This is a genomic window from Sphingobium sp. WCS2017Hpa-17, from assembly GCF_031843765.1.
Lineage (GTDB): Bacteria > Pseudomonadota > Alphaproteobacteria > Sphingomonadales > Sphingomonadaceae > Sphingobium.
Genome location: NZ_JAVTIV010000002.1, coordinates 715,007 through 737,018 on the forward strand (window position 1 = coordinate 715,007; position 22,012 = coordinate 737,018).

Here is a 22,012-nt window from a genome sequence, read left to right on the forward strand (position 1 = left end):
TGTTGGCATCCCCACCTATAACCGTCCCGATCTGGTGCGAGAAACGGTGGAGAGCCTGCGCGCCCAGAGCCTGCGCGATTTTCGCGCGGTGGTGAGCGACAACGCCTCCCCCGGCGGCGCGGGGGATGCCGTGCGCGCCTATGTGGAGGGGCTGGGCGACCCGCGCATCCGCTTCGTGCAGCAGGCGGTGAACGGCGGCGAATATGGGCAGGGCCGCTATCTGTTCGGGGCGGCAGGCAACGCAGACTATTTCTGCATCCTGCATGACGACGATCTGCTGTCGCCGCATTATCTGGCACGCGCCGTCGCCGCGCTGGATGCCGCACCAGACGCAGCGCTATTCGTCGCCAATCCCTGGCTGATGACGGCGGACGGGCGGCCGGCGCCGGACATGACCGCCGCCTATCATCGCGACCATGGCCGGACGCGGCGCAAAGTCGGGCCATTCCCGATCCTCCACACCCATATGCGCAGCGGTTTCACGCCGATTTCCGGCACGGTCTTCCGCACGGAGGCGCTGCGCCGGTCCGGCTTTGTCGATGCCGATTGCCATGGCAATTTCCCGTTCGAGATGAACATCTTCACCCGGCTGGGCGATATCGGCGCGACCGGCTGGTTCGATCCGGACCCACTGCTCGGCTTTCGCTATCATGCCGGGCAGTTGCGCAACACGCTGGGGCTGATGGCCAATCCCCAAGTGGTCGGCATGATGCTGCGCATATTGGAGCGGCGCCATTATGTAGGCGCGCCCGAACGCCGTCGCCGCGCGATCGTCTCCCGGCTGCATCGCGCGCAGGCCCAGATGCGGCTGGACGAAGGCAATGCCGAAGCCGCACGCGCCGCGCTGGCGCAGGCCTGCGCCGCCAATCCGCTGTCGCCGCGCGCCTGGGCGATGCGGGCACGGCTCAGCCTGACGGGAGCACCGGCATGATCGCGCACCGCACCAGCCTGATCACGGCGCTGATCCTCCTTATCCCGATCCTGCTCGGCGCTTGTTCGACCAGCCTGACCGCGCCGCAGAGTATCGCCGCCGCGCCGGAGGTGATCCGCTCCACCGCCCGCTATGAACGCGCCTATCTGCTCGGTCCCGGCGACCAGTTGGAGATCATGGTCGATCGCATGCCCGAATTGTCGCGCAGCGCAACCGTGCGGGCCGATGGCATGGTGACTTTGCCCCGGTCAGGCGACATCGCCGTGGTCGGCCTGACCCCGATGGCGGCGGCGGCGGAAGTACGCCAGCGGCTGTTGACGCGAATACGCGATCCGCAGGTCAGCATCGCCGTGACCAATCCGCGCGAACCCAAGGTATTCGTCGCGGGCGAGGTCAACCGGCCCGGCCCGGTCGCGCTACGTGATGCGCCGACCGCCGCGCAGGCGCTGATCGTCTCGGGCGATGCGGGCAAGAGCGCGGCCCTTTCCAACATCGCGCTTATCCGGCTGGACGCGGACGGGCGCCTGACCGCCCATGTCCTGCGCAGCGGCGCGCGCGGCCATGCCGGCCTGCTGCTGACGCTCCAGAATGTACCGTTGCAGCCGGGCGATATCATCGTTGTGCAGGAAAGCGGCGGCGCGCGCTTTGCCCGCTTCCTTCAGACTTATGTGAACGCCCCGCTGGGCGGCCTCAGCCAGTTGATGGCGCCCTATGTCCAGTTGCGCCTGTTGCAGGAGATCGACCGATGACAGGCCTTACCGAAGCCGTGCCCTATCGCCCGGAGGCCGACAGTTTCGACCTGCGCCGCGCCGGTCAGGTGACGGCCTTCGCCATCGCCGGCCATCGCCGGCTGATATTGGCTATCGCGGCACTGACGGTCGCGCTGGTCGGCCTCTACATCCTCGTCTGGCCGCCGGTCTATTCGGCCAGCGTCACCCTGTCGGCGGTGTCCGACGATGATCGCCAGCGTGAGAGCTTCTATGACGACTGGGCCGTGTTCCGCCGCAATGCGCTGAAGGACGAGATGATCTTCGCCACCTCCGGCCCGGTGCTGAAACAGGTGATCGCCGACCAGCGGCTCGGTTATGGCGACGTCTATCATCCGCCCTTGCGCTACCTGACATGGCTGTGGACGCAAAGCTGGCCGGGCCAGGCATGGCGGGGAACCAAGGATGCGCTTTTCCCGCGCGCGCCGTCCCGCTATGTGCCGAGCGCGCAGGCGGCGGATCGCGCCCGCACACTGGACGATTTCCGCACCGGCGTCGCCATGGTGCAAATTCCCGACAGCCATATCGCCTTGCTGACGGTCCGCGGCCCCTCCCCCCGCGTGGCGGAAATCGCCGATGCGGTGGCGGCAACCTATATCGCCCAGCGCCGCGCCCGCTTCGCCGATGAAGCGCGGCAGGCGCATGCAGCGCTGGAGGCGGAGGCCGATCGCGCCCGCGCCGACCTGCGCCTGCTCGAAGCGCGGATGGAGCGCTATTATACGCAGAATGACATGCTGCTGATGTTCGAGAAGGACAAGGTCGAGATCGGCCAGTTCCTGAGCCAGCAGGCGGAACTGGACGCCAAGCGCACCGCCATCGCCGCCGCACAGAGCGAACTGACGACCGTTACCGCGCAATTGTCGCGCGAGCCGAAGGATATCCTCGCCAGCCGGCTGGTGCAGGATAATCCGGTCGCTGCCCAGTTGAAGCAGGAGCAGGCGAAGCTCGTCGCCGCGCGCGATGCGCTGCTGGTCCGCTATCGCCCCGATTCGCCCGATGTGCGCGACATGGACGATCAGATCGCGGCGATCGGCCGCCAGCTGGCCGGCCAACCCCAGCGCGGCGTGCAGCAGAGCAATATCGCCCGCAATGGCGGCTATGATGCGCTGCGGGCGCGACGGGCCGCGTTGCAGGCGCAATTGGCCGGTGACAGGGCGGGGCTGGCTACCCTGTCGGCGGAGGTCGGCGCCCGCCGCGCGGTGATCGACCGCATCCCGCAGAAGATGAAGGACAGCCACGACCTCGGCCGCGCGCATGACATGCTGGAGAAGACCTATCTGGCGTTGCAGGACAAGTTGATGACGGCGGCGGTGACGGCCGCCACAGCCCAGTCCGCCCCGTCCGCCATTCAGATCGTCGAGGGCGCCGCCCTGCCCGACAAGGCGGATACGCCGCAAACCAAGCTGCTGCTGATCGCCGCCATCATCATGGGGCTTGGCGCCGGCGTGGTCGCCGCCGTGCTGATCGACCTCATGCAGGATCGCGCCAATCGTTATCGCCTGAGCCAGCCGGACGCACCCTTCCCCCTGATTGCCGTCGTCGGACAGGACCGGGCCTATGTCCGCCGCCTGTACGATCTTCCTGCCATCGCAACTGAACAAGGTAGTTCAACCGCATGAAATATCATATTCTCAGCGCCACCCGATCGCTCGGATTGTTGCCCATGTTCGATCGCATGGCCTTCCTGCGCAAGCGGGCGGTGACGGCGCGCAGCAACCGCGCCTTCACTGCCCGCCATCCCGATTTCGCGGTACCGCCTGCCGACCTGGCCTTCGACGCCTATAACAAGGTCGACTGGGCCGACTATCATGATCTGGGTCTTGTCCATGCCGGGCTATTCGCGCGGCTCATCCGCGAGCGACTGCCTGATGCGCCCGTTATGCGCGTGCTGGAATGGGGCTGCGGGCCGGGCCGGCTGATCCGCCACATGCCCGCCTTGCTGGCGGACCGGGCGCCGCAGGTCATCGGTACAGACTATAATGCCGCGACGATCGACTGGTGCCGCGCCCATCTGCCCGGCATCGACTTCCTCCTGAACGGGCTGGCACCGCCTTTGCCGCTGCCGGACAATAGTGTCGATGCGGTCTATAATTTCTCCGTCTTCACCCATTTGTCTGCGGAGATGCACCGGGACTGGACCGCCGAACTCCACCGCGTGCTGCGCCCCGGCGGGCTGATGATCGCGACCACCCATGGCGACCATTATCGCTATCTGCTGACCCGGCGGGAGGAAACGGACGCCTATGCGCGGGGCGAAATCGTTACCCAGAGCCACTTTGCCGAGGGGAAGAAATGGTATTTCGCGATCCATCCACCGGTCTGGGTCCGCAATCACCTGCTTGCTGCCTTTGAGCGGGTGGAGCAGATACGCCCCGGTCCCAAGGCCCGGATGACGCAGGATATCTGGATCGGGTACAAGCCCCATGGCTGACCCCGCGCCCCGCTCCCTGCGCGTCGCCATCATCGGCGATCGCGGCATACCCGCCCGCTATAGTGGCTTTTCCACCCTGGTGGAGGAACTGGCCACCGGGCTGGTGCGCGACCATGGCATGGACGTCATCGTCTATTGCCGGACCCGTTATTATGACACGCGCCCGCCGGTCTGGCAGGGCGTGCGATGCCGCTACCTCCCCGCGCCCGGCGGCAAGAGCTTCGAGAGTATCGTCCATAGCAACCTGGCGCTATGGGACGCGGCGTTCCGCGATTTCGATCTGGTGTTCGTGGTCGATCCGGGCAATGGTCCGTTCGTCCTGCCGCTGCGCGCGCGGGGCGTGCCGGTGCTGATCCACACCGATGGTCTGGGTTGGCAAAGGCGCAAATGGAACAGGTTACAGCGCGCTTATTATAAATGGTCTGAACGAGTGAGTGCATGGGCCGCCGACTGGCTGGTCACGGATTCGCGGGCGATGCAGGATTATTATTCCCGCGAATATGGCGCAGCCTCCACCTACATCCCCTATTCCGGCGAAGTAGGCGATCCACCCGACAGCGCCGCGCTCGACCGCTATGGCGTCACGCCCGGCGCTTATTATCTGGTCGTCGCACGTATGGAGCCGGAAAATAATGTCGACCATATCATCCGCGAATATCGCGCTTCTGGCGTCAGCAAGCCGCTGATCGTCGTCGGATCAGTGCCCTATGACAGTGCCTATGCGCGTGCCGTGGCGGCCGAGCATGACGGGCAGGTGCGCTGCGTCGGCGGCGTGTTCGAATCCGCCGCGCTCAATGCGCTCTATCGCCATTGCGCCGCCTATCTGCATGGGCATGAAGTCGGCGGCACCAACCCCAGCCTGCTGCGCGCCATGCACTGGGGAGCGCCATGCGTGCCGATCGATGTGGTTTTCCACCGCGAGAATGTCGGGCCGAACGCGCCCTATTTCCGCAAGGAGGCCGGCCATCTGGCCATGATCCTGAGCGACCTGGATGCCGATCCGCAGCGGCGGGCTGCACTGGGCCGGGCGGCACAGGTGCATGCGGAGGCGACCTTCCGCTGGGATGCGGTGGTCGCGGCTTATGCCGACCTGTTTCATCATATGGTCGATGCCAAAACGGCGGGCCAGCGCCCCGATGCGGCATCAATCGGCGAACCCTATCGCCCGGACCTGTTCGCGCCGGCTCAGGTGGCATGAAGATATTGCATGTCTTCAACCGCCATCGTGGCGGTGGCGGAGCGGACAATGCCTGGGACGCGACCATCGCCCTGTCGCGCCGACGCGGGCTGGAAGTCGATATTTTCGAGAAGGATAGTCGGCATCTTTCAGCTGGTCTGTCAGGAAAGCTGGCCGCCTTTACCCATGGCCTCTATCCCGCCGCTACGCTGCGGGATTTCGCCGCGCGGCTGGAGCGGGATCGGCCGGATATCGTACATAGCCATGAACTATATCCGCTTCTGACACCCTGGCTGTTCCCGCTCTGCGCCCGCGCCGGTGTGCCGGTGGTCCATAGCTGTTATGATTTCCGTATCACCTGCCCGATCGCCACCCATCATGATGGCGCGACTGTCTGCACCCGTTGCACCGATCGCGGGGCACGACAGGCGTTGGTGCGCAATTGCCGCAACAGCCTGCCCGAAAGCGCTGCTTTCGCGCTGCGCCATGCGCTGGCGAACGAGCGCAACCTCTACGCCCATGTCAGCCGTTTCATCGTGCTGACCGATTTCAGCCGCGATTGGCTCCATCGTCGCGCAAATATTCCGCTGGACCGGATCAGCGTCAATGAATGCGCCATCCCCGCCACGTCCGATCCGGTCGATCCGGCAACCGGCGGCTATTTCGCGTTCGCTGGCCGCTTCGTGCCGGAAAAAGGGCTGGAAGTCCTGATCGCGGCCGCGCGCCTGTCGGGTTTGCCAATCCATGTCGCGGGACCGGCGGGCAGCGATCCGGCCCCGCTAATTGCGCAGAACGTGCCAGTCACGATCACCGATGGACCGGCGTCGCTCGCGACCGTCTATCGCGGCGCGCGGGCGCTGGTGGTGCCGAGCCTCTGGTTCGAAACCTTCGCGATCGTCGCCGCCGAAGCCATGGCCCATGGCGTGCCGGTCATCGCCTCGCGCATCGGCGCCTTGCAGGACACGGTGCGCGAAGGCGTGACCGGGTTGCACTTCGTCCCCGGCGACGCCGCCGATCTGGCCCGGCAGATGCGCAGCCTGTGGGACGATCCGGCACTATGCCGGCGGCTGGGCGCGGCGGGCCATGCCGATGTATGCGCCCGCTTCAACGAGGATGCGCATTTCGGCCGGTTGATGGCAGCCTATGAAGCGGTGCTCAGAGCGCCGGCATCACCATCGCCCGACTTTCGCCAAAGCCGATCGGCACGAAACCCGGTGCCGACGCCTGTGCGCGCAGGATGATCTCGTCGCCATCTTCCAGGAAAGTGCGGCTTTCGCCACCCGTCAAAGCGATCGGCTCCTTGCCCCCCGTCGACAGTTCGATCAGGCTGCCATAGCCCGACCGGTCCGGCGCGGAGATCGTGCCGCTGCCCAGCAAGTCGCCGGGATTGAGGTTGCAGCCATTGGACGCATGATGGGTGACGATCTGCTGCACGGTCCAGTACATGTTGCTGGCCGGGCCGCTGCTAAGCCGGAACGGCGCATCGCCGCGCGCGCGCATAGCTTCGGTCAGGATCAGCACCTCCAGCGTCAGGCCCAGCGCGCCATGCGCCTGATCGTCCACATCGGACAGATAGGGCAAGGGCGCCGGATCGTCCGCCAGCCGGGGCGGTTGCGCCGGGCGGAAGGGCGCCATCGCCTCGCTCGTCACCACCCAGGGGGAAATGGTCGACTGAAAGCTTTTGGACAGGAAGGGGCCGAGCGGCTGATATTCCCAGGCCTGAAAATCGCGCGCCGACCAGTCGTTGAGCAGGCAGAAACCCGCGACATGGTCTGCCGCCTGCGCGATCGGGATGGCGGTGCCCAGAGCGTTACCGGCGCCGATCCACACGCCCAGTTCCAGCTCATAATCCAGCCGGGCGGACGGACCGACCATGGGGGCGTCGGCCTCTGGCGGCTTGCGCTGCCCCACCGGCCGGCGCAGCGCCACACCAGACGGACGGATCGAGGACGCCCGGCCATGATAGCCGATCGGCACATATTTATAATTGGGGAGCAATGGATTGTCCGGCCGGAACTGCCGACCGATATTGGTCGCGTGATGGATGCCAACATAAAAGTCGCTATAATCGCCGATATGCGCGGGCAGATGCAGGGTGCAATCCGCCGCATCATGCAGCATCGGCGTCAGGCGATCCGCATGGGTCGGGTCAGACAGAAGATCGCTGAGCAAGCGGCGCAGCGCTCGCCGGTCGGCGACAGAGAGTGCCATCAACCCGTTCAGCGCGCCGGCCGTGCAGAGCGGCGCGATGGGAGCGGGCAACAGGCCGGCGGTGGCGCAAGCGAACAGGTCCAATATCCGCTCGCCAATCGCCACGCCGATCCGCGAGTCTCCGCCCGCCGGCGAAAATACGCCATAAGGCAGGTTCTGGATCGGGAAATCCGCATGGCCATTCGCACTGTCCACCCAGCTGCTGCGGGCGGGATCATGCGTTTCGTCGGTGGTCCACCAGCTCATGCCGGGTCCCCCGGCGGCAGTTGCGCCTTGCGAAATCCTGTCCAGCATGCGTCATAATCGCCTTGTAGCAAAGGCGTTTTCATCGCCCATTCTGTCGGCGCGAACGGCAATCGGCTCTCGAACATGAAGGCCATCGTCTCCTCTATCTTGTGCGGTTGCAAGGTCGTCGCGACCGCCCTGTCATGGCTGGCGACATCCGGCCCATGGGCGGACATCATGTTGTGCAGGCTGGCCCCACCCGGCGCGAAGCCGCCCGCCTTGGCGTCATATTGGCCGGTGATCAGGCCCATGAATTCGCTCATGATGTTGCGGTGGAACCAGGGCGGCCGGAACGTATCCTCTGCCACCATCCAGCGCGGCGGGAAGATGACGAAGTCGATATTGGCGGTGCCGGCACTGTCGCTGGGCGATGTCAGCACCGTGAAGATGGAGGGATCGGGATGATCGAAACTGACCGTCCCGATCGTATTGAACCGTGTCAGATCATAGCGATAGGGCACGACATTACCATGCCATGCGGTCACATCGAACGGGCTGTGGTCGAGCATCGTCGACCAGAGTTGCCCCTGATATTTCTGCACCAGTTCATGCGGGCGCTTGACATCCTCATAGGCCGCGACCGGCGCCTCGAAATCGCGGACATTGGCCAGGCCATTAGACCCGATCGGCCCAAGGTCGGGCAGGCGGAACGGGCCACCATGATTTTCGCAGACATAGCCGCGCGCTTCATCGTCCAGCAATTCGACGCGGAAACGCACACCGCGCGGAATGAGCGCGATCTGGAGCGGGGCGACGGGCAGCACGCCCATTTCGGTCACGATCCGCAGCCGCCCCTGCTGCGGCACGATCAGCCATTCGCCATCCGCGCTGAAAAAGGCTCGATCGACCATCGACCGGTTCACGGCGTAAAGATGGACGCTGCACCCGACACCTGCCGCAACATCGCCATTGACCGCATAGGTGACGAGGCCATCGACAAAATCGACAGGCTCGGCCGGCAGGTCGAGCGGGTTCCAGCGCAGCCGGTTGGGCGATGCGTGCGCATCCGCGTCGGGCGCGCTGCGCAGCAGGCTCGTCGCAGCATAAGGCGCAAAGGGCGGGTGCATCGCACTTGGCCGCATGCGGTAGAGCCAACTGCGCCGATTGTCCGCGCGCGGCACGGTAAAGGCGGTCGCCGACACTTGTTCCGCATAAAGGCCATAGGGCACATGCTGCGGCGAGTTGCGCCCAACCGGCAGCGCGCCGGCCACCGCCTCGCTTGCATGATGATTGCCGAAGCCGGTCAGATAATCATCCATCGTCACTCTCCTCCGGTCGCCCTGCGCCTGTCGAAGGGCGCAGCGCGAACGGTGTCAGATTATCTCATGCATCGACGCTGACGACGCCTCGCCGGATCTGATCCAATTCTATGCTTTCGAACAGGGCCTGGAAATTGCCGTTGCCAAAACCTTCATTGCCCTTGCGCTGGATGATCTCGAAGAAGATCGGGCCGAACATATTCTCGGTGAAGATTTGCAGCAATATGCCTTCCTCTTCGACATCGCCGTCGATCAGGATGCGGTTCTTCTTGAGGCGCGCCAGATCCTCGCCATGGCCCGGCACGCGCTTGTCCACCAGTTCATAATAGGTCTCGATCGTGTCCTGGAGCCGCACGCCGCGCGCGCGCAATTTTTCGACCGTGTCGTAGATATTGTCGGTGGTCAGCGCCAGATGCTGGATACCCTCACCATGATAGTCGCGGATGAACTCCTCGATCTGGCTCTTGTCATCCTGACTCTCGTTGAGCGGAATGCGGATCGCCTTATCCGGCGCGATCATCGCCTGACTGGTCAGGCCCGTCGCCTTCCCCTTAATATCGAAGAATTTCTGCTCCTCGAAACCGAAGAGCGTGCGATAAAATTCGCTCCACACCCGCATCTGGCCGCGCCGCACATTATGGGTCAGATGGTCGAGCAGGTCGAGGCCGACGCTATTCTCCGCCGCTTTCTCCTCCCAGCCGGGAAATTCGGCCCAGTCGGCATAGGGATCGCCATCGGCCGGCATGAAATAGAGATAGGCGCCGCCAATCCCCTCGATCACCGTGTCGTCCTCCGCCGTGGCCTTTCCGCCATTGGCCAGCGCCCATGCGAGCGCCGCTTCGGGATCGGCGACGCGAAAGGCCATGGCGCTGGCCGAAGGGCCGTGTACGCCGCGAAATTCCGCCACGCGCCCGGCATCGTCACGGTTCAGCATCAGGTTGATGCGCCCCTGCCGATAGCGGGTGATATTCTTGCGCGGGTGGCGATGGCTGGCGACGAAGCCCAACTGCTCGAACTGCGCCGCCATCGCTTCGGGATCGGGCGAGGTGAATTCGACGAATTCGAAGCCGTTGAGGCCCAGCGGGTTGGCGTCGGTGGTCATAAGGCGTCCTCTTCCTTTTTCTTGTTCGCATAGGCCTGACTGCCGCGGGTAAAGACGCGGTCGGTCGGCAAGATGGTATCGGTGTCGAGATCGGGCAGGCCGTCCAGCTGCGCATAAAGCGGCGCGAAATCGGTTTCGGCCGTCATTCGCAATAGCTGCTCGAAACTGTCGATCACGAAATAGCTCTGCTGATAATCGTCGATGCGATAGCGGGTGCGCATCAGCCGCTGGAGGTCGAAGCCGAGGCGATTGGGCGAAGGATCGTCCAGCGCAAATTCGGATTCCCCATGCGAGGAGACGATGCCCGCGCCATAGAGTTTGAGGCCATCATCCTGCCGGATCAGGCCGAATTCCACCGTATACCAATACAGCCGCGCCAGCCGTTCGATCGACCCCAGCGCATGAGCGCGCAGTCCGCCTTGCCCGTAAGCCTGCATATAATCGGCGAAGACCGGGTTGGCGAGCAAGGGCACATGGCCGAACACATCGTGGAACACGTCCGGCTCCTCCAGATAGTCGATCTGTTCGGGCTTGCGGATGAAGCGCCCTGCAACGAAGCGACGATTGGCCAGATGCTCGAAGAACAGCCGATCGGGCACCAATCCCGGCACCGCGACCACCTGCCACCCGGTCCGCTGCGTCAGCCGGTCGGACAGTTCGGCAAAGTCGGGGATGCCCGGCCGGGTCATCCGCAATATGTCCAGCCCTTCCAGAAATTCCGGTACGGCGCGGCCGGCCAGCATCTGCGTCTGGCGCGCGAAAAGGCGATCCCACATCGCATGGTCCTGCACGGTGTAAGCCGCCCAGTCCTGCGGGATGGTCCAATCCTCTCCGGCGCCCGGTGGGGCGATCATTTCTGTCTGCGCCATAGACGCATCATGCCACGGCATTTCGGAAATTACGTTTCATTCTTCCCGAAAATTTAGCTATTAACGAAGCAGATTCATCACATATGGACGATATATGAAACAGGATGGTCATATTGACGAGGTGGACCGGCGCATCCTGTCCGCGCTTCAGGTCGATGCCAGCCTTAGCCATCAGGATATGGCTGAGCGGGTCGGCGCGTCCAGCGCGTCATGCTGGCGGCGGATCAAGGCGCTTGAGGCGGCGGGCATATTGACCCGCACAGTGCGACTGGTTGATCCGGCGCAGGTCGGGCGGGGCGTCAACGTCCTCTGCAACATCCGCATGCGCAGCCACGCCCGCGAAGCTCGCGCCGCCTTCGAACATTTTGTCGACGGGCGGCCGGAGATTGTCGAATGTTTCTCCATGTCCGGCGAATGGGACTATCTGATCCGGGTCGTCGTCGCCGATGTGGAGGATTATAATCGCTTCCTGATGCAGACCCTGCTGGGCCACGCTTCGGTCGCGGGCGCGGCGTCGCATTTCGCCCTGTCGATGACGAAATATACGACGGCCATTCCTTTGTAGACCATGCTTCACAACATCCGTTCGTTTCGAGCGAACGGATCGGTATGAAACTTACAACGCCCGGAACCGGAAATCGCGAAACCTCGCTTCCCCCGGTCCCGCTGCATACAGGCCCGGTCGCAGCATCAGGAAACCGCCGCGCACATTATGGTGGTATCCCGACACTTCCATGCCCCGGTCGAACCTGCTCCATGTCTGCCCGCCATCGCCAGACAGATGATAGGATACGATATGGTGGCGGTTGCTGACCTTCAACGTCAGCCGCCGGCCATAGGGGTTGGCCGGCCGGCCACGCTCCATGCCATATTGGTGGGTGACGAAGCGCGTCTCGTCAAAACCCAGCCCGCAATAGAGCTTGTCGTCGTAAAAGAGGATCAGCCCCGCCGTGCCGCCCGGTGCAATCTCAATATCGCACTGGAATTCATAGGCTGGGTCGCCCGCGATCAGCAGCAGCGGCGATGAATCGACTGGCGCGGTCCCCCGCCCTTTAAGGATCAGCGCGCCCTTCTCCACCCGAGTGCGGCTCGCTTCGTCCGGGGCAGGGCGGAAGAAATTCCATTTCGCGCCCAGCTTCAGGTCGCGAAAATCGTCCGACAGCGCCATGCCGTGCGCCAATGCCTGACCGCCGCGCGGCTTGGCGATCGGCTGCGACAGGTCGCCACCCTTCATCCGGAACCAGCCATCCGGCGTCCATTCGACGGGATCGAGCAAGGTCTGCCGCCCCAGCGTCCACAGGCCATTTTCATAACCGTGATACACTGCCCACCAGCTCTCGTCCGGCGCTTCCACCAGACTGGCATGACCGCGCGACCACCAGCGTTCGTCGGCGCTTTCGGTGTGGACCAAGGGATTGTCCGGATGCTGCTCCCACGGGCCATGGATCGATTTGGATCTTGCCGCGATCACCATATGGCCAGTCGGCGGCCCCGCCGTCCCGCCCACGGCGGTCAGCATGTAGAACCAGTCGCCATGGCGATGGATTTTCGGCCCCTCCGGCGCGAAGCCCTCCACATCCCATGTGTCGGGATAGCGCCAGGGATCATAGACATGCTCCACCTCGCCCACGGTCGACAGGCCATCGTCGGACAGGCGGATGCGGTCGCCGCCGGACAGGAACAGCCAGCGGCTGCCATCCTCGCCCACTGCGTGGCAGGGGTCGATATGCTGGTGCAGCTTCAGGTCGATCGGATCGCTCCACGGCCCGTCGACATGGTCGGCATGGATGACGAAGATGCTGTTCGGCTCGGCTTTGACCGGAATATAGAGGAAATAGCGGCCCTTATATTTCTCCAGACTGACCGCCCAGACCGACCCGATATTCTTGTTCAACGCCGCTTTGCGCGGTTGCCAGTTGATGAGATCGCGGCTGTGCCAGATGGTGATGCCGGGATAGCTGTCGAAGCTGGAGAAGGTCATGTAATAATCCGCGCCGTCCTTCAGGATGGCAGGATCGGGCCGGTCGCCCGACAGCAGCGGATTGAGGAAGCGACCATCGCCCAGATCGGCGATCCGTTGGTTGTCCGGCCCGCGTTTCCAGTCGGTCACAGGCGCCGCAGCGACAGGCACAGCCTCCGCCCGATCGGTGCGGGCCAGCGCCATTGCGCCGCCTGCCGCCAAAACCCCCGTCATGGCGTCGCGCCGGCTGATCGTCATGCTCTCTCCTTCAAACGGAATGTCCGGGCCACTCGTGCAGAAGCGGCCCGGACCCATGAACCGTTACATCTTGAACCGCGCACCCAGTTGGATGGTGCGGCCGAAATGCAGCTGCTCATAATTGCGATTGGCGTCCAGGTCTGTGTAGCGGTCGCGATAATCGTCGGTCAGGTTGATCCCTTCCAGCGACAATTCCAGCCCCTCGGTCAGCTTGTAACGCACCGACGCATCGACATTGACCGTGCTGTTATAGCCTTCGAACACATTGCCCGTCCCGCTATTCTGATCGATATAGCCGCTGCGATAGCTGGCCGACACGCGAGCCGAGAATTTGCTGTCCTCATAATAAAGCGTGCCGTTGAAGGCGCGCTTGGACAGGCCGAACAGGGTCGCGTTGCGGACCGAAGCGATATTGCCGCCGCCCGGCACGACCGCCGGACCGGACACGGTGTAATTGGCGCTCGAATCCACGAAGGTCGCGTTCACGATCCCGCCGAAATGCGACAGGAAGCCGGGTAGGAAGGTGAAGGGCGCCTGCAAAGACAGTTCGATGCCCTTCAGGCTGGCGCCGGTGCCGTTGACGATGGTGCTGATCGCCCAGCCTTCAGCCCGTTCCGGCTGGATCGCGGCGGGCGAGCTGGGCGGGATGACCGACAGCGGCAGGCCGGTGGAAGCGAAGGTGCCGGTGATGGTCTGGCTGATCGGGAAGCTCTGCACATCCTTCTTGAACGCCGCGACGGAGAAGACCGACTGCGGCGCAAAATACCATTCGACCGCGACGTCATAGGCCGTCGCCTGGAACGGATCGAGGAAGGGATTGCCGAAGCTGACCCGATAGTTGAAGCCGTCGACCGACCCGCCCGGCGTCAGATTACCAAGCGACGGACGTGTCACCACATCCGCCACCGACGCGCGCACGATGACGTCGCGATGCGGGAAGAAAGCGATGTTGGCGGCCGGCAGCCAATCCTCATAGGATCGCGACACGCTGACCATCGTGCCATTGTTCAGGCCGCGCGAACTCTGGTCGGTCTTCACATAGCGCACACCGGCATTGGCCGCATATTCCAGCCCGAAAATCTCGCCCTTGGCATCGAACTGGATATAGCCGCCGGTCGTCTTTTCCACCACGCCGCGGGTGTTGCCGGCATCGACCGTCAGCGCCCGCTCATACAGGTTGGTATAGTCGGTTCCGGCCGCAAGGTTGGGGACCAGCCATTGCGTCGTCGTGCCAGCCGGTGCGCCCGCGCCCTTCAGCGTGAACAGTTCCGCCAGCGCCGACGTCACCGGCAGGCCATAGATGGCGCCCGGCCCGAAGGCGCTGCTGGGCGAGCAGTTGACCGTGCCCAGCACCCGGTCGACGCCGCCATTGCCGCACACTACGGTGTCGCGGGTGAAGCCTTCGGTATCGAAGGAGAAGCGGCGATAGACTGCGCCCGTCTTGACCGTGAAGCCTTCCGCCACATCCCATTCGGTGCGCAACTGCGCGGTGCGGAACTTGTTGACGGTGGAGGATGGCCGGTCGCGAATTTCCGCCAACTGGAAATTGGCCGGATCGGTGACGCTGGTGCCGAATGTCAGCACCGGTCGGCGCATATTGCTATAGTCATAGCGATAGCCCTGCGCATCGCGGTCATCAAATACCAAAGTCGTTTCGACCGGGATCGAGGCATCGGACTTGGAGAAGCCGCCCAGCAGGGTGAAGCGCAGGGAATCGTTGACATCCTGATCCCAGGTCGCGCCCAGCTGATAGAATTTGGTCTGCGACTTGCGCAGATAATGTTCGGTACGGACCCAGGCGTCGTTCAGCGTCGCCGACACCATATTACCCTTGTCGTCATAGACCGGGTTCACAACGTCGATCGACCGCTCGTTGGAGCGCAGCAGCACTTCGCCCCATTTCTCCTCGCGCGTCTCGCGGAAGCGGGAGAAGAGGCCGTCGATCGACACCTTGGTCGCATCGGACGGCGCCCACTGGATCGACCCGGTCACGCCCAGCCGCTCGCGTTCCTGCGCGATCTCGCCATAGCGGGGAATACGCGGGTGGAAGGCCAGCGCCGCTTCGTCGCAGGCTGCGCTGGGGGCATAGGTGCCGCCGCTGTTGGGCTGGGTGAAGCAGGGCGTCCCGTCGACACTGTCGAACCGCGCCTGCGACCAGCGTACCGTGTTGTTGCCCATCTGCTTGGTGTCGAGTTTGGAATAAGCGGCGGACAGCGCCACGCCCCATTGCCCGTCGGCCGACTTCCAGGACATGAGGCCCGCCAGACGCGGTCCCCATTTCTTGCTGAGGTCATTATAGGAACCGGTCGCCGAGCCGACGAAGGTAAAGCCGTCCTTCCCCGCCAGCGGATTGCCGGTGTTGAGGTCCACCACCGCGCCCAGCGAGCCTTCGTCCAGCGAGGCTTCGGCCGTCTTGTGCACCACTAGCGAACTGAACAGTTCCGACGCGAAGACGTTGAAATCAAATGCGCGGTCGCGGTTGGAACTGGCGCCGTCGGTCGAGGTGGCGACCGTTTCCAGTCCGTTCACCCGGACGCGGGTAAATTGCGCACCCAGACCACGGACGGTAATGGCGCGGCCTTCGCCGCCGTCGCGCTGGATCGAGATGCCGGGAATGCGCTGCAAGGATTCCGCCAGATTCTGGTCGGGGAATTTGGCGATATCCTCCGCCACAATCGCATCGACCGACCCCACCGTCTGGCGTTTCAGGTTGATCGCCGCGCCCAGCGACTGGCGAAAACCGGTAACGACGATATCGGCCGCCTCGTCATTGGCGGCGGCCTGCGGTGCCGAATCGGCCTGCCCCATTGCCGACGCCGCATCCTGCGCCAGTGCAGCCCCCGGCATCGCCAGCAGCATCGCGGCCAGCGACGTACTCTTCAGCCATGAACGGCCACGTCCTGTGAATTGTTTTGCACGCATCAGCTTTCCTCTCCCTTTCCCACTTTGCCCGCCCGCCGGCGATGGAGCCGGTCGCACGTCATGGTCCTGCCGGGACCATGCCCGGTCCGATGGGCCGTCGCCTTTTCAGCGATCATAACCATCATTGGAAACCGGTGTCATTGATGCGCGCCCCGCGATCGACTGTCAATATGCTCCGGGAAGACGAAAGTGGTGCATTGCCTATCCTACTGGTTATAATGCCATATTATGGCGACAAAAATACAGGGCATCCGCTCCGGCGTGACCTTCTGATCGCCCGATATCCGTAATGACTGGACACCGGTGTCAAAAATTCTTGCAGCCGTTCGGCCGGGATGCCAATATCGCGGGATAGGAGAGAAAAGCCATGACCCTGCCTTCGGCCCCGCCATCTCTTGCCCTGCTGGGCGCGCTTGCATTGCTTCCCCTTGCCGCGCCGGCCATGGCCGCCCCGCCCGCCAGCCATGGCGCTGCACCAAAGACCAGCCCGCTCGCCTTCCCCGGCGCGGTCGGCTGGGCCGCGACAACACCCGGCGGACGCGGCGGGCGCACCATCCGCGTCACCACCCTCGCCCCCGATGGCCCCGGAAGCTTCAAGGCCGCGCTGGAGGCGAAAGGCCCGCGCATCATCGTGTTCGAGGTCGGCGGCGTCATCGATTTCAGCCGCGAAACGCTGAAAATCACCGAACCCTATGTCACCATCGCCGGCCAGACCGCGCCATCGCCCGGCATCACCCTGATCAAGACCGGCATCGACATCGCGACTCATGACGTCGTAATGCGCCATATCCGCATCCGCACCGGCGTGGATGGCCAGCCCAAGCTGAGCGGCTGGGAAGCCGACGCCCTGTCCACCGTCGCCGCCCATAATGTCATCATCGACCATTGCAGCTTCACCTGGGCGATCGACGAGAATATGTCCGCCTCCGGTCCGCGCTTCGAGGGCAAGACACCCGAAGATTGGCGCAGCAGCACCAGCCACGCCATCACCTTCTCCTACAATATCGCGGCCGAGGGACTGGCCGACGCCAGCCACCCCAAGGGCGAACATAGCAAGGGCACGCTGATCCACGACAATGCCAGCCAGATCATGATCTGGCGCAACGTCTATGCCCATAACAAGGAACGCAATCCTCTGGTGAAGGGCGGCGGCCAGGTCGAACTGGTCAACAATATCCTGTATGATCCGGGCGAGCGCGCGGTCCATTACAACCTCATGGCGCTGGAATGGGGCGACCATCCCTATCAGACCGGCAAGATATCGGCGGTCGGCAATGTCCTGCGCGGCGGCGTGTCGACCGCGCCGGGCATGCCCTTCCTGACATTGGGCGGCGACGGCGACCTCGACTATCATGGCAAGGACAATATCGCCGTCGACAAATTCGGTCAGCCGCTGCCGATGTTCGGCCGCTATGGCGAAACCCGCGCGAAGCTGAATGAACTGCCCGCCCCGCCCGTCTGGTGGCCGGGTACGCAGGTTCTGCCGGCGCGCGACGTCGAAACCCATGTGCTGGGCCATGCCGGCGCCCGCCCCTGGGACCGCGACGCCGACGATCTGCGCGTCCTCTTCTTCGTGGCGGAGGGCCGCGGCGAGATCATCGACGATGAACGTCAGGTCGGCGGCTATCCAAAAATGGCGCAGACGCGCGCGCCCTTTGTCGAGGCCGACTGGAATCTCGATACCATGGAACCGAAATCGGGCCGCTATCCGGGGCAGAAGGCAGAGATCGCCGAACATCTGTCCGATCGCGACAAGATGATGCGGCAGGGTGAGCCGGGAGAGAAGAAATGATCCTCCTGCCCCTGCTGCTGGCCGCAGCCGCCGCCACATCCACCACCGCCGCGCCGCCCATGGCAGTGATCGACGAGAAGGATGTCGCCCGCGAGGAGCCTACGCCCCATGGCAAGATCGGCATGAGCACCGCCTATCGCATCAGCGACGCGGTGCCCCAACCGCGCCGCATGGAGTTCCGCAAGCGCATCCTGCATGTCGGCTCCGCCATCGGCCTGCATCCCATCGCCCATGACGAGGTCTATTATGTCCTGTCCGGCGCGGGCGACGTCAGTTCCGACGGCGAAACCAGAAAGCTGACGTCCGGCATGGCGGCCTATCTCTACGACGGCGCCGTGGTAGGCATAAAGCAGACGGGGACGGAGCCGCTGGCACTGATCATTTCCTATCCGGTGAAGGAGTAGCCGACAGGCGGTGACGGGACAGGAGGTCGGATGAATTAACGATCCGACAGGCTGACAGCCAGCCTATTTACGCGCCCTTCACTCCTCCATGCGATGAACAGGCATGGCTCCGGACACACCGATCTGCAATCGCTCCCTGTCCATCCATTATTTGCGGGCGGTCGCTGCCCTGATGGTGGTCGCCTATCATATATTTTCATATCGCCTTGTCCGCGTTCCTGCGGACGACCCGCGCTATTTCCTCTGGCTACAGTTCGGCGTGGCGATCTTCTTCATGATCTCGGGCTATGTGATGGTGTCTTCAACCCAAGGCAGGGCTGTGACGCCGCTGGGTTTCCTGGCGCGCCGCGTGAAGCGGATCGCCCCGCTTTACTGGATGGTTACCTTATTCAGCCTGTTATCCCTGGGCGGCGTCGATGCTGGGCGTCTGATCGCGTCGCTATGCTTCTTGCCCTGGATCGATCCTGCGACCGGCCGGATTGGCCTGCCCGTGCTGGATGTCGGCTGGACGCTCAATTATGAAATGGCCTTCTACGTTCTTTTCGCCTTGTCACTCCATTTGCCGCGCAATGTAGCAATCTGGTCCGTCATCGCGCTGTTGGCCCTGCTTTCCAGCTTGGTGCCGCTGGCAGGAACGCATGGCATGACGCTCTTTCTGTTTCAGCCTTTCCTGCTCGATTTCGCCGCCGGCATGATGATCGCCCATATGCGTATCCGGGCGCCTCGCTGGTTGCTACCGGTCGGATTCCTCCTGCTGGCCACGCTGCATGCTGGCATTGGGGCAAGGTTGCTGGCGGTGACATTGCCCGCTGGCCTCATCATCGCTTCGGCCCTCGCCTGGGACGACGTGCTGCAACAATGGCGATGGCCGATGCTGTTGGGGGATGCTTCCTATGCCATCTATCTGACCCATATATTCGTCATTCTGGCCATACAGGCAATGGGAGGGCCGATTTTCCCGCCTGTCCTGATGCTGGGCGGAACGATCATGACGTGCGCTCTGGTGGGTATATTAGCGCATCTTATATTAGAACGGAGGCTGTTCCGATGGGTGACGGCGTGGCTCAGAAGGACAGCGTCATGGAATGGTGCGATGCCCGCCCCCCCGCAACGTCGCCGATCAGTCATAGGTTCGGGAAAGCGTGCAACAGCATTGCGACAATAGGCCTGCGCACTTTCCTATCCGGTCCGGTCCAGGCTATACAGGGCCATTCGCTGGTGGAGGGTCAGGCTAATTTAAATTCCTATTTTTGAACGAAAATGTCGAAACTTGCGGGAAATGTGCGAAGTTAAGCGCGGGTTTTCCTATCAACTGCCCGGCTGGACATAGGGCACCTTCGCGAACATCGCCCGTTCCCAGCCGCGCGGATCGTCCACCACGCCGCTCTCGATATCGAAGAGCATCGTTGCCCGCCGGTCCAGCCGATATTGCGGCCAGCCCGGATCGCCCTGCCGTGCGAACGCCAGAAAGCGATCCATCATCGCCGCCGACGCTGCCCGCGCCCCCGCCCCGGTGCCAGTGAAGGAGCCCGGCGCGTCCAGCGTGCCGAAGGCGAGCACTATGTCCATGGTGTGCGGCGCACCGCGTCGGGGCTGGGTCGGCGACTGGAAATCGACCTGATAGACCCAGGTCGGCGCATCGGCCCGCGCCCGCGCTTCCGCCTCGATCACCTGCCCCGGCCAGCTGCGCCCGGCGGTCGTTGCGGCATAGAAGATGCGCTCCGCCGACCAGTCGGGATGATGCGCCCGATATCGGGCGACGATCCACTCCGGCGGCAAGTCCATGCGCAACTGGCCCGCCATCCGGCCCGGCAGATTGGCCCAGTCCAGCCCCCGGATCAGCGGCCCGTCCGGGTCGATGAAGGCGCGCGTCTCATCCCGCGTATTGCCCAGCATCATCGGGATCGCATTGCCCTGCGGCGCGGCGTCCGGCCAGAAAGGGTGCCGCTCCAGCCAGCGCATGTCCAGCACCGGCCCCATATAGACGCCGCCGCCCAATATCGGATCGACCGCGTCCAACCCCTCGATCAGTCGCGCGACCGGCATGGTCAGCAACGGTGCCAGATCGGTCGGCGACACGCCCAGCTTGCCCAGATAGGCGGCCGTCCGCCGCGCCGCGTTGATCGGGCCGCTAGCCGTCACCTGCTGCCCGCTCATGGTGATGGCACGGTGGAACAGCCCTTTTGCGGCCGGCATCGCCATCATCGTCGCAATCTTGGCGCCGCCGCCCGACTGGCCGAAGACAAGGATATTGGCGGGGTCGCCACCAAAGGCCGTGATATTGTCCCGCACCCAGCGCAACGCCAGAATCAGGTCCAGCTGCCCGACATTGCCGCTATCGGCAAAGCGCGGATCGAGGTTCGCCAGATAGAGGTAGCCGAGCGCATTCAGCCGATGATTGACCGTCACCACCACCATATCGCGCGCCGCCAGATGGCGCCCGTCATTCAACGGATCGGCCACGCTGCCGTTGGAATAGGCGCCGCCATGGATATAAAGCAGCACCGGGCGTTTCGCCTGCCGCTCCATCCCCGGCGTCCAGATGTTGAGGAACAGGCAATCCTCGCTGGTGGCTGGCTGCGCCGCCTTTTGCGGACAGGAGGGCGCGAAGGCGTCGGCCGGCTTCACATCCCGCCACGGCTCTGGCGCGATCGGCGCGCGAAACCGCCGGGCCGCCGTATCCTGTCCATAGCGGACCCCGCGAAAGACATGCAGCCCGCCTTCCCGCGTCCCCCGGATGCGACCGTTGCGCGTCGTGACGACGGGATCGCCTTTGGCGGCCCAAGCTGGCGAAGCGATCAGCGCCAGCCCCGCACCAATGAAGCCGCGGCGATCAGGCATGACCCTATCCCCTTCTTATCGCGCTAACCATCCGCCATCGACAGCCAGGACATGGCCGTGGATATAATCCGCCGCCCGCGACGCCAGGAACACGGCCGCGCCGCCGATGTCGCTCGCTTCGCCCCAGCGGCCGGCCGGGATGCGCTCCTGGATCTGCCGGTTGCGCGTCTCGTCCGCCTGCAAGGCAGCGGTGTTGTTGGTCGCGATATAGCCCGGCGCGATGCCGTTGACGTTCACGCCCCTGGCCGCCCACTCATTGGCCAGCAGCTTGGTCAGCCCCGCCGCCCCGCTCTTCGACGCGGTATAGCTCGGCACCCGGATGCCGCCCTGAAACGACAGCAGCGACGCGATGTTGACGATCTTGCCTGAGCCTTGCGCGATCATATGCCGACCCGCCGCCTGGCACAGGAAGAACAGGACTTTGAGGTTGGTGTCGATCACCGCGTCCCAGTCCGCCTCGGTAAAGTCCACACTGTCGGCGCGGCGGATGATCCCGGCATTGTTGATCAATATGTCGAGGCCACCGAGCTTATCGATCGTCTCGTCCACCACCCGCTGCACCGGCTCGATGCTGCTGAGGTCGGCCGATATGATCTCCGCCCGGCGGCCCAGTGCGCGGACCTGCGCCACCGTCTCTTCCGCCGGGGTACGGCCCACCGCCGCGATATCCGCGCCCGCCGCCGCCAGCGACAGCGCGATCGCCTGACCGATGCCGGTATTCGCCCCGGTGACGATGGCCACCTTGCCGGAAAGATCGAAGATTTGGGTCATTTGGGACTCCATATTCCCCTCCCGTTTGCGTC

At 64.0% G+C, this 22,012-nt stretch carries 18 protein-coding genes; 10 read left to right on the forward strand and 8 right to left on the reverse strand.

All coding sequences use genetic code 11. The features are described from left to right. The first annotated feature begins 7 nt into the window (after window positions 1-7). Genes RQH62_RS07245 through RQH62_RS07270 form a run of 6 tightly spaced genes read left to right on the forward strand, consistent with a single transcriptional unit; the run spans window position 8 to window position 6,547 of the window. Window positions 8-931: a glycosyltransferase family 2 protein gene (locus tag RQH62_RS07245; protein WP_405053525.1), complete on the forward strand. Its 924-nt coding sequence runs from the start codon at window positions 8-10 to the stop codon at window positions 929-931. Further along, the gene (locus tag RQH62_RS07250; RefSeq protein ID WP_311268077.1) at window positions 928-1,680 is read left to right on the forward strand and encodes a polysaccharide biosynthesis/export family protein; all 753 of its coding nucleotides are present in this window, start codon (window positions 928-930) and stop codon (window positions 1,678-1,680) included. Before RQH62_RS07245 ends, RQH62_RS07250 begins: the two co-directional genes overlap by 4 nt. Further along, on the forward strand, window positions 1,677-3,317 hold the full coding sequence (locus tag RQH62_RS07255) for a hypothetical protein (RefSeq protein ID WP_311268078.1): 1,641 nt from the start codon (window positions 1,677-1,679) through the stop codon (window positions 3,315-3,317). Before RQH62_RS07250 ends, RQH62_RS07255 begins: the two co-directional genes overlap by 4 nt. Further along, a complete protein-coding gene (locus RQH62_RS07260; RefSeq protein ID WP_311268079.1) occupies window positions 3,314-4,129 on the forward strand; it encodes a class I SAM-dependent methyltransferase in 816 nt (271 codons plus the stop codon). Before RQH62_RS07255 ends, RQH62_RS07260 begins: the two co-directional genes overlap by 4 nt. Beyond that, entirely contained in the window at window positions 4,122-5,327 is a 1,206-nt protein-coding gene (locus RQH62_RS07265) for a DUF1972 domain-containing protein (protein ID WP_311268080.1), read from the forward strand. Before RQH62_RS07260 ends, RQH62_RS07265 begins: the two co-directional genes overlap by 8 nt. Beyond that, the gene (locus tag RQH62_RS07270; protein ID WP_311268081.1) at window positions 5,324-6,547 is read left to right on the forward strand and encodes a glycosyltransferase family 4 protein; all 1,224 of its coding nucleotides are present in this window, start codon (window positions 5,324-5,326) and stop codon (window positions 6,545-6,547) included. The genes RQH62_RS07265 and RQH62_RS07270 overlap by 4 nt, the downstream gene beginning before the upstream one ends. Here RQH62_RS07270 and fahA read toward each other — a convergent pair. The 4 genes from fahA to phhA form a co-directional block, all read right to left on the reverse strand. Next, window positions 6,462-7,763, reverse strand: coding sequence for a fumarylacetoacetase (gene fahA / locus RQH62_RS07275; RefSeq protein ID WP_311268082.1), 1,302 nt, complete (start codon window positions 7,761-7,763; stop codon window positions 6,462-6,464). The genes RQH62_RS07270 and fahA overlap by 86 nt on opposite strands. Continuing rightward, the gene (gene hmgA, locus RQH62_RS07280) at window positions 7,760-9,061 is read right to left on the reverse strand and encodes a homogentisate 1,2-dioxygenase (protein WP_311268083.1); all 1,302 of its coding nucleotides are present in this window, start codon (window positions 9,059-9,061) and stop codon (window positions 7,760-7,762) included. The genes fahA and hmgA overlap by 4 nt, the downstream gene beginning before the upstream one ends. A gap of 64 nt (window positions 9,062-9,125) precedes the next feature. After that, complete coding sequence (gene hppD / locus RQH62_RS07285) at window positions 9,126-10,163, reverse strand: 4-hydroxyphenylpyruvate dioxygenase (protein ID WP_311268084.1); 1,038 nt, start codon at window positions 10,161-10,163, stop codon at window positions 9,126-9,128. Next, window positions 10,160-11,032 carry a phenylalanine 4-monooxygenase gene (phhA, locus tag RQH62_RS07290; RefSeq protein ID WP_311268085.1) on the reverse strand — a complete coding sequence of 291 codons (873 nt, stop codon included), beginning with the start codon at window positions 11,030-11,032 and terminating at the stop codon, window positions 10,160-10,162. The genes hppD and phhA overlap by 4 nt, the downstream gene beginning before the upstream one ends. 94 nt (window positions 11,033-11,126) lie before the next feature. Here phhA and RQH62_RS07295 point away from each other — a divergent pair, with 94 nt between their 5' ends. Beyond that, on the forward strand, window positions 11,127-11,597 hold the full coding sequence (locus RQH62_RS07295; protein ID WP_311268086.1) for an Lrp/AsnC family transcriptional regulator: 471 nt from the start codon (window positions 11,127-11,129) through the stop codon (window positions 11,595-11,597). A 51-nt stretch (window positions 11,598-11,648) separates the two neighbouring features. Here the strand turns inward: RQH62_RS07295 and RQH62_RS07300 are convergent, their stop codons facing one another. Both RQH62_RS07300 and RQH62_RS07305 read right to left on the reverse strand, forming a co-directional pair. Then, complete coding sequence (locus tag RQH62_RS07300) at window positions 11,649-13,196, reverse strand: family 43 glycosylhydrolase (protein WP_405053526.1); 1,548 nt, start codon at window positions 13,194-13,196, stop codon at window positions 11,649-11,651. Between the two features lie 117 nt (window positions 13,197-13,313). Further along, a complete protein-coding gene (locus RQH62_RS07305) occupies window positions 13,314-16,172 on the reverse strand; it encodes a TonB-dependent receptor (protein WP_311268088.1) in 2,859 nt (952 codons plus the stop codon). A gap of 367 nt (window positions 16,173-16,539) precedes the next feature. On the opposite strand from RQH62_RS07305, the gene RQH62_RS07310 reads away from it, so the two are divergent. The 3 genes from RQH62_RS07310 (at window position 16,540) to RQH62_RS07320 (ending at window position 19,533) form a co-directional block, all read left to right on the forward strand. Then, a complete protein-coding gene (locus RQH62_RS07310) occupies window positions 16,540-17,964 on the forward strand; it encodes a pectate lyase (protein ID WP_311268089.1) in 1,425 nt (474 codons plus the stop codon). Further along, window positions 17,961-18,368: a cupin domain-containing protein gene (locus RQH62_RS07315; protein ID WP_311268090.1), complete on the forward strand. Its 408-nt coding sequence runs from the start codon at window positions 17,961-17,963 to the stop codon at window positions 18,366-18,368. Before RQH62_RS07310 ends, RQH62_RS07315 begins: the two co-directional genes overlap by 4 nt. A 103-nt stretch (window positions 18,369-18,471) precedes the next feature. Then, complete coding sequence (locus tag RQH62_RS07320) at window positions 18,472-19,533, forward strand: acyltransferase (protein WP_311268091.1); 1,062 nt, start codon at window positions 18,472-18,474, stop codon at window positions 19,531-19,533. Between the two features lie 143 nt (window positions 19,534-19,676). Here RQH62_RS07320 and RQH62_RS07325 read toward each other — a convergent pair whose 3' ends face one another. Both RQH62_RS07325 and kduD read right to left on the reverse strand, forming a co-directional pair. Beyond that, entirely contained in the window at window positions 19,677-21,209 is a 1,533-nt protein-coding gene (locus tag RQH62_RS07325; RefSeq protein WP_311268092.1) for a carboxylesterase/lipase family protein, read from the reverse strand. A 15-nt stretch (window positions 21,210-21,224) separates the two neighbouring features. Then, window positions 21,225-21,980 (reverse strand): 2-dehydro-3-deoxy-D-gluconate 5-dehydrogenase KduD, encoded by a 756-nt coding sequence (gene kduD, locus RQH62_RS07330; RefSeq protein WP_311268093.1) that lies wholly within the window; start codon window positions 21,978-21,980, stop codon window positions 21,225-21,227. Window positions 21,981-22,012: the final 32 nt, after the last annotated feature.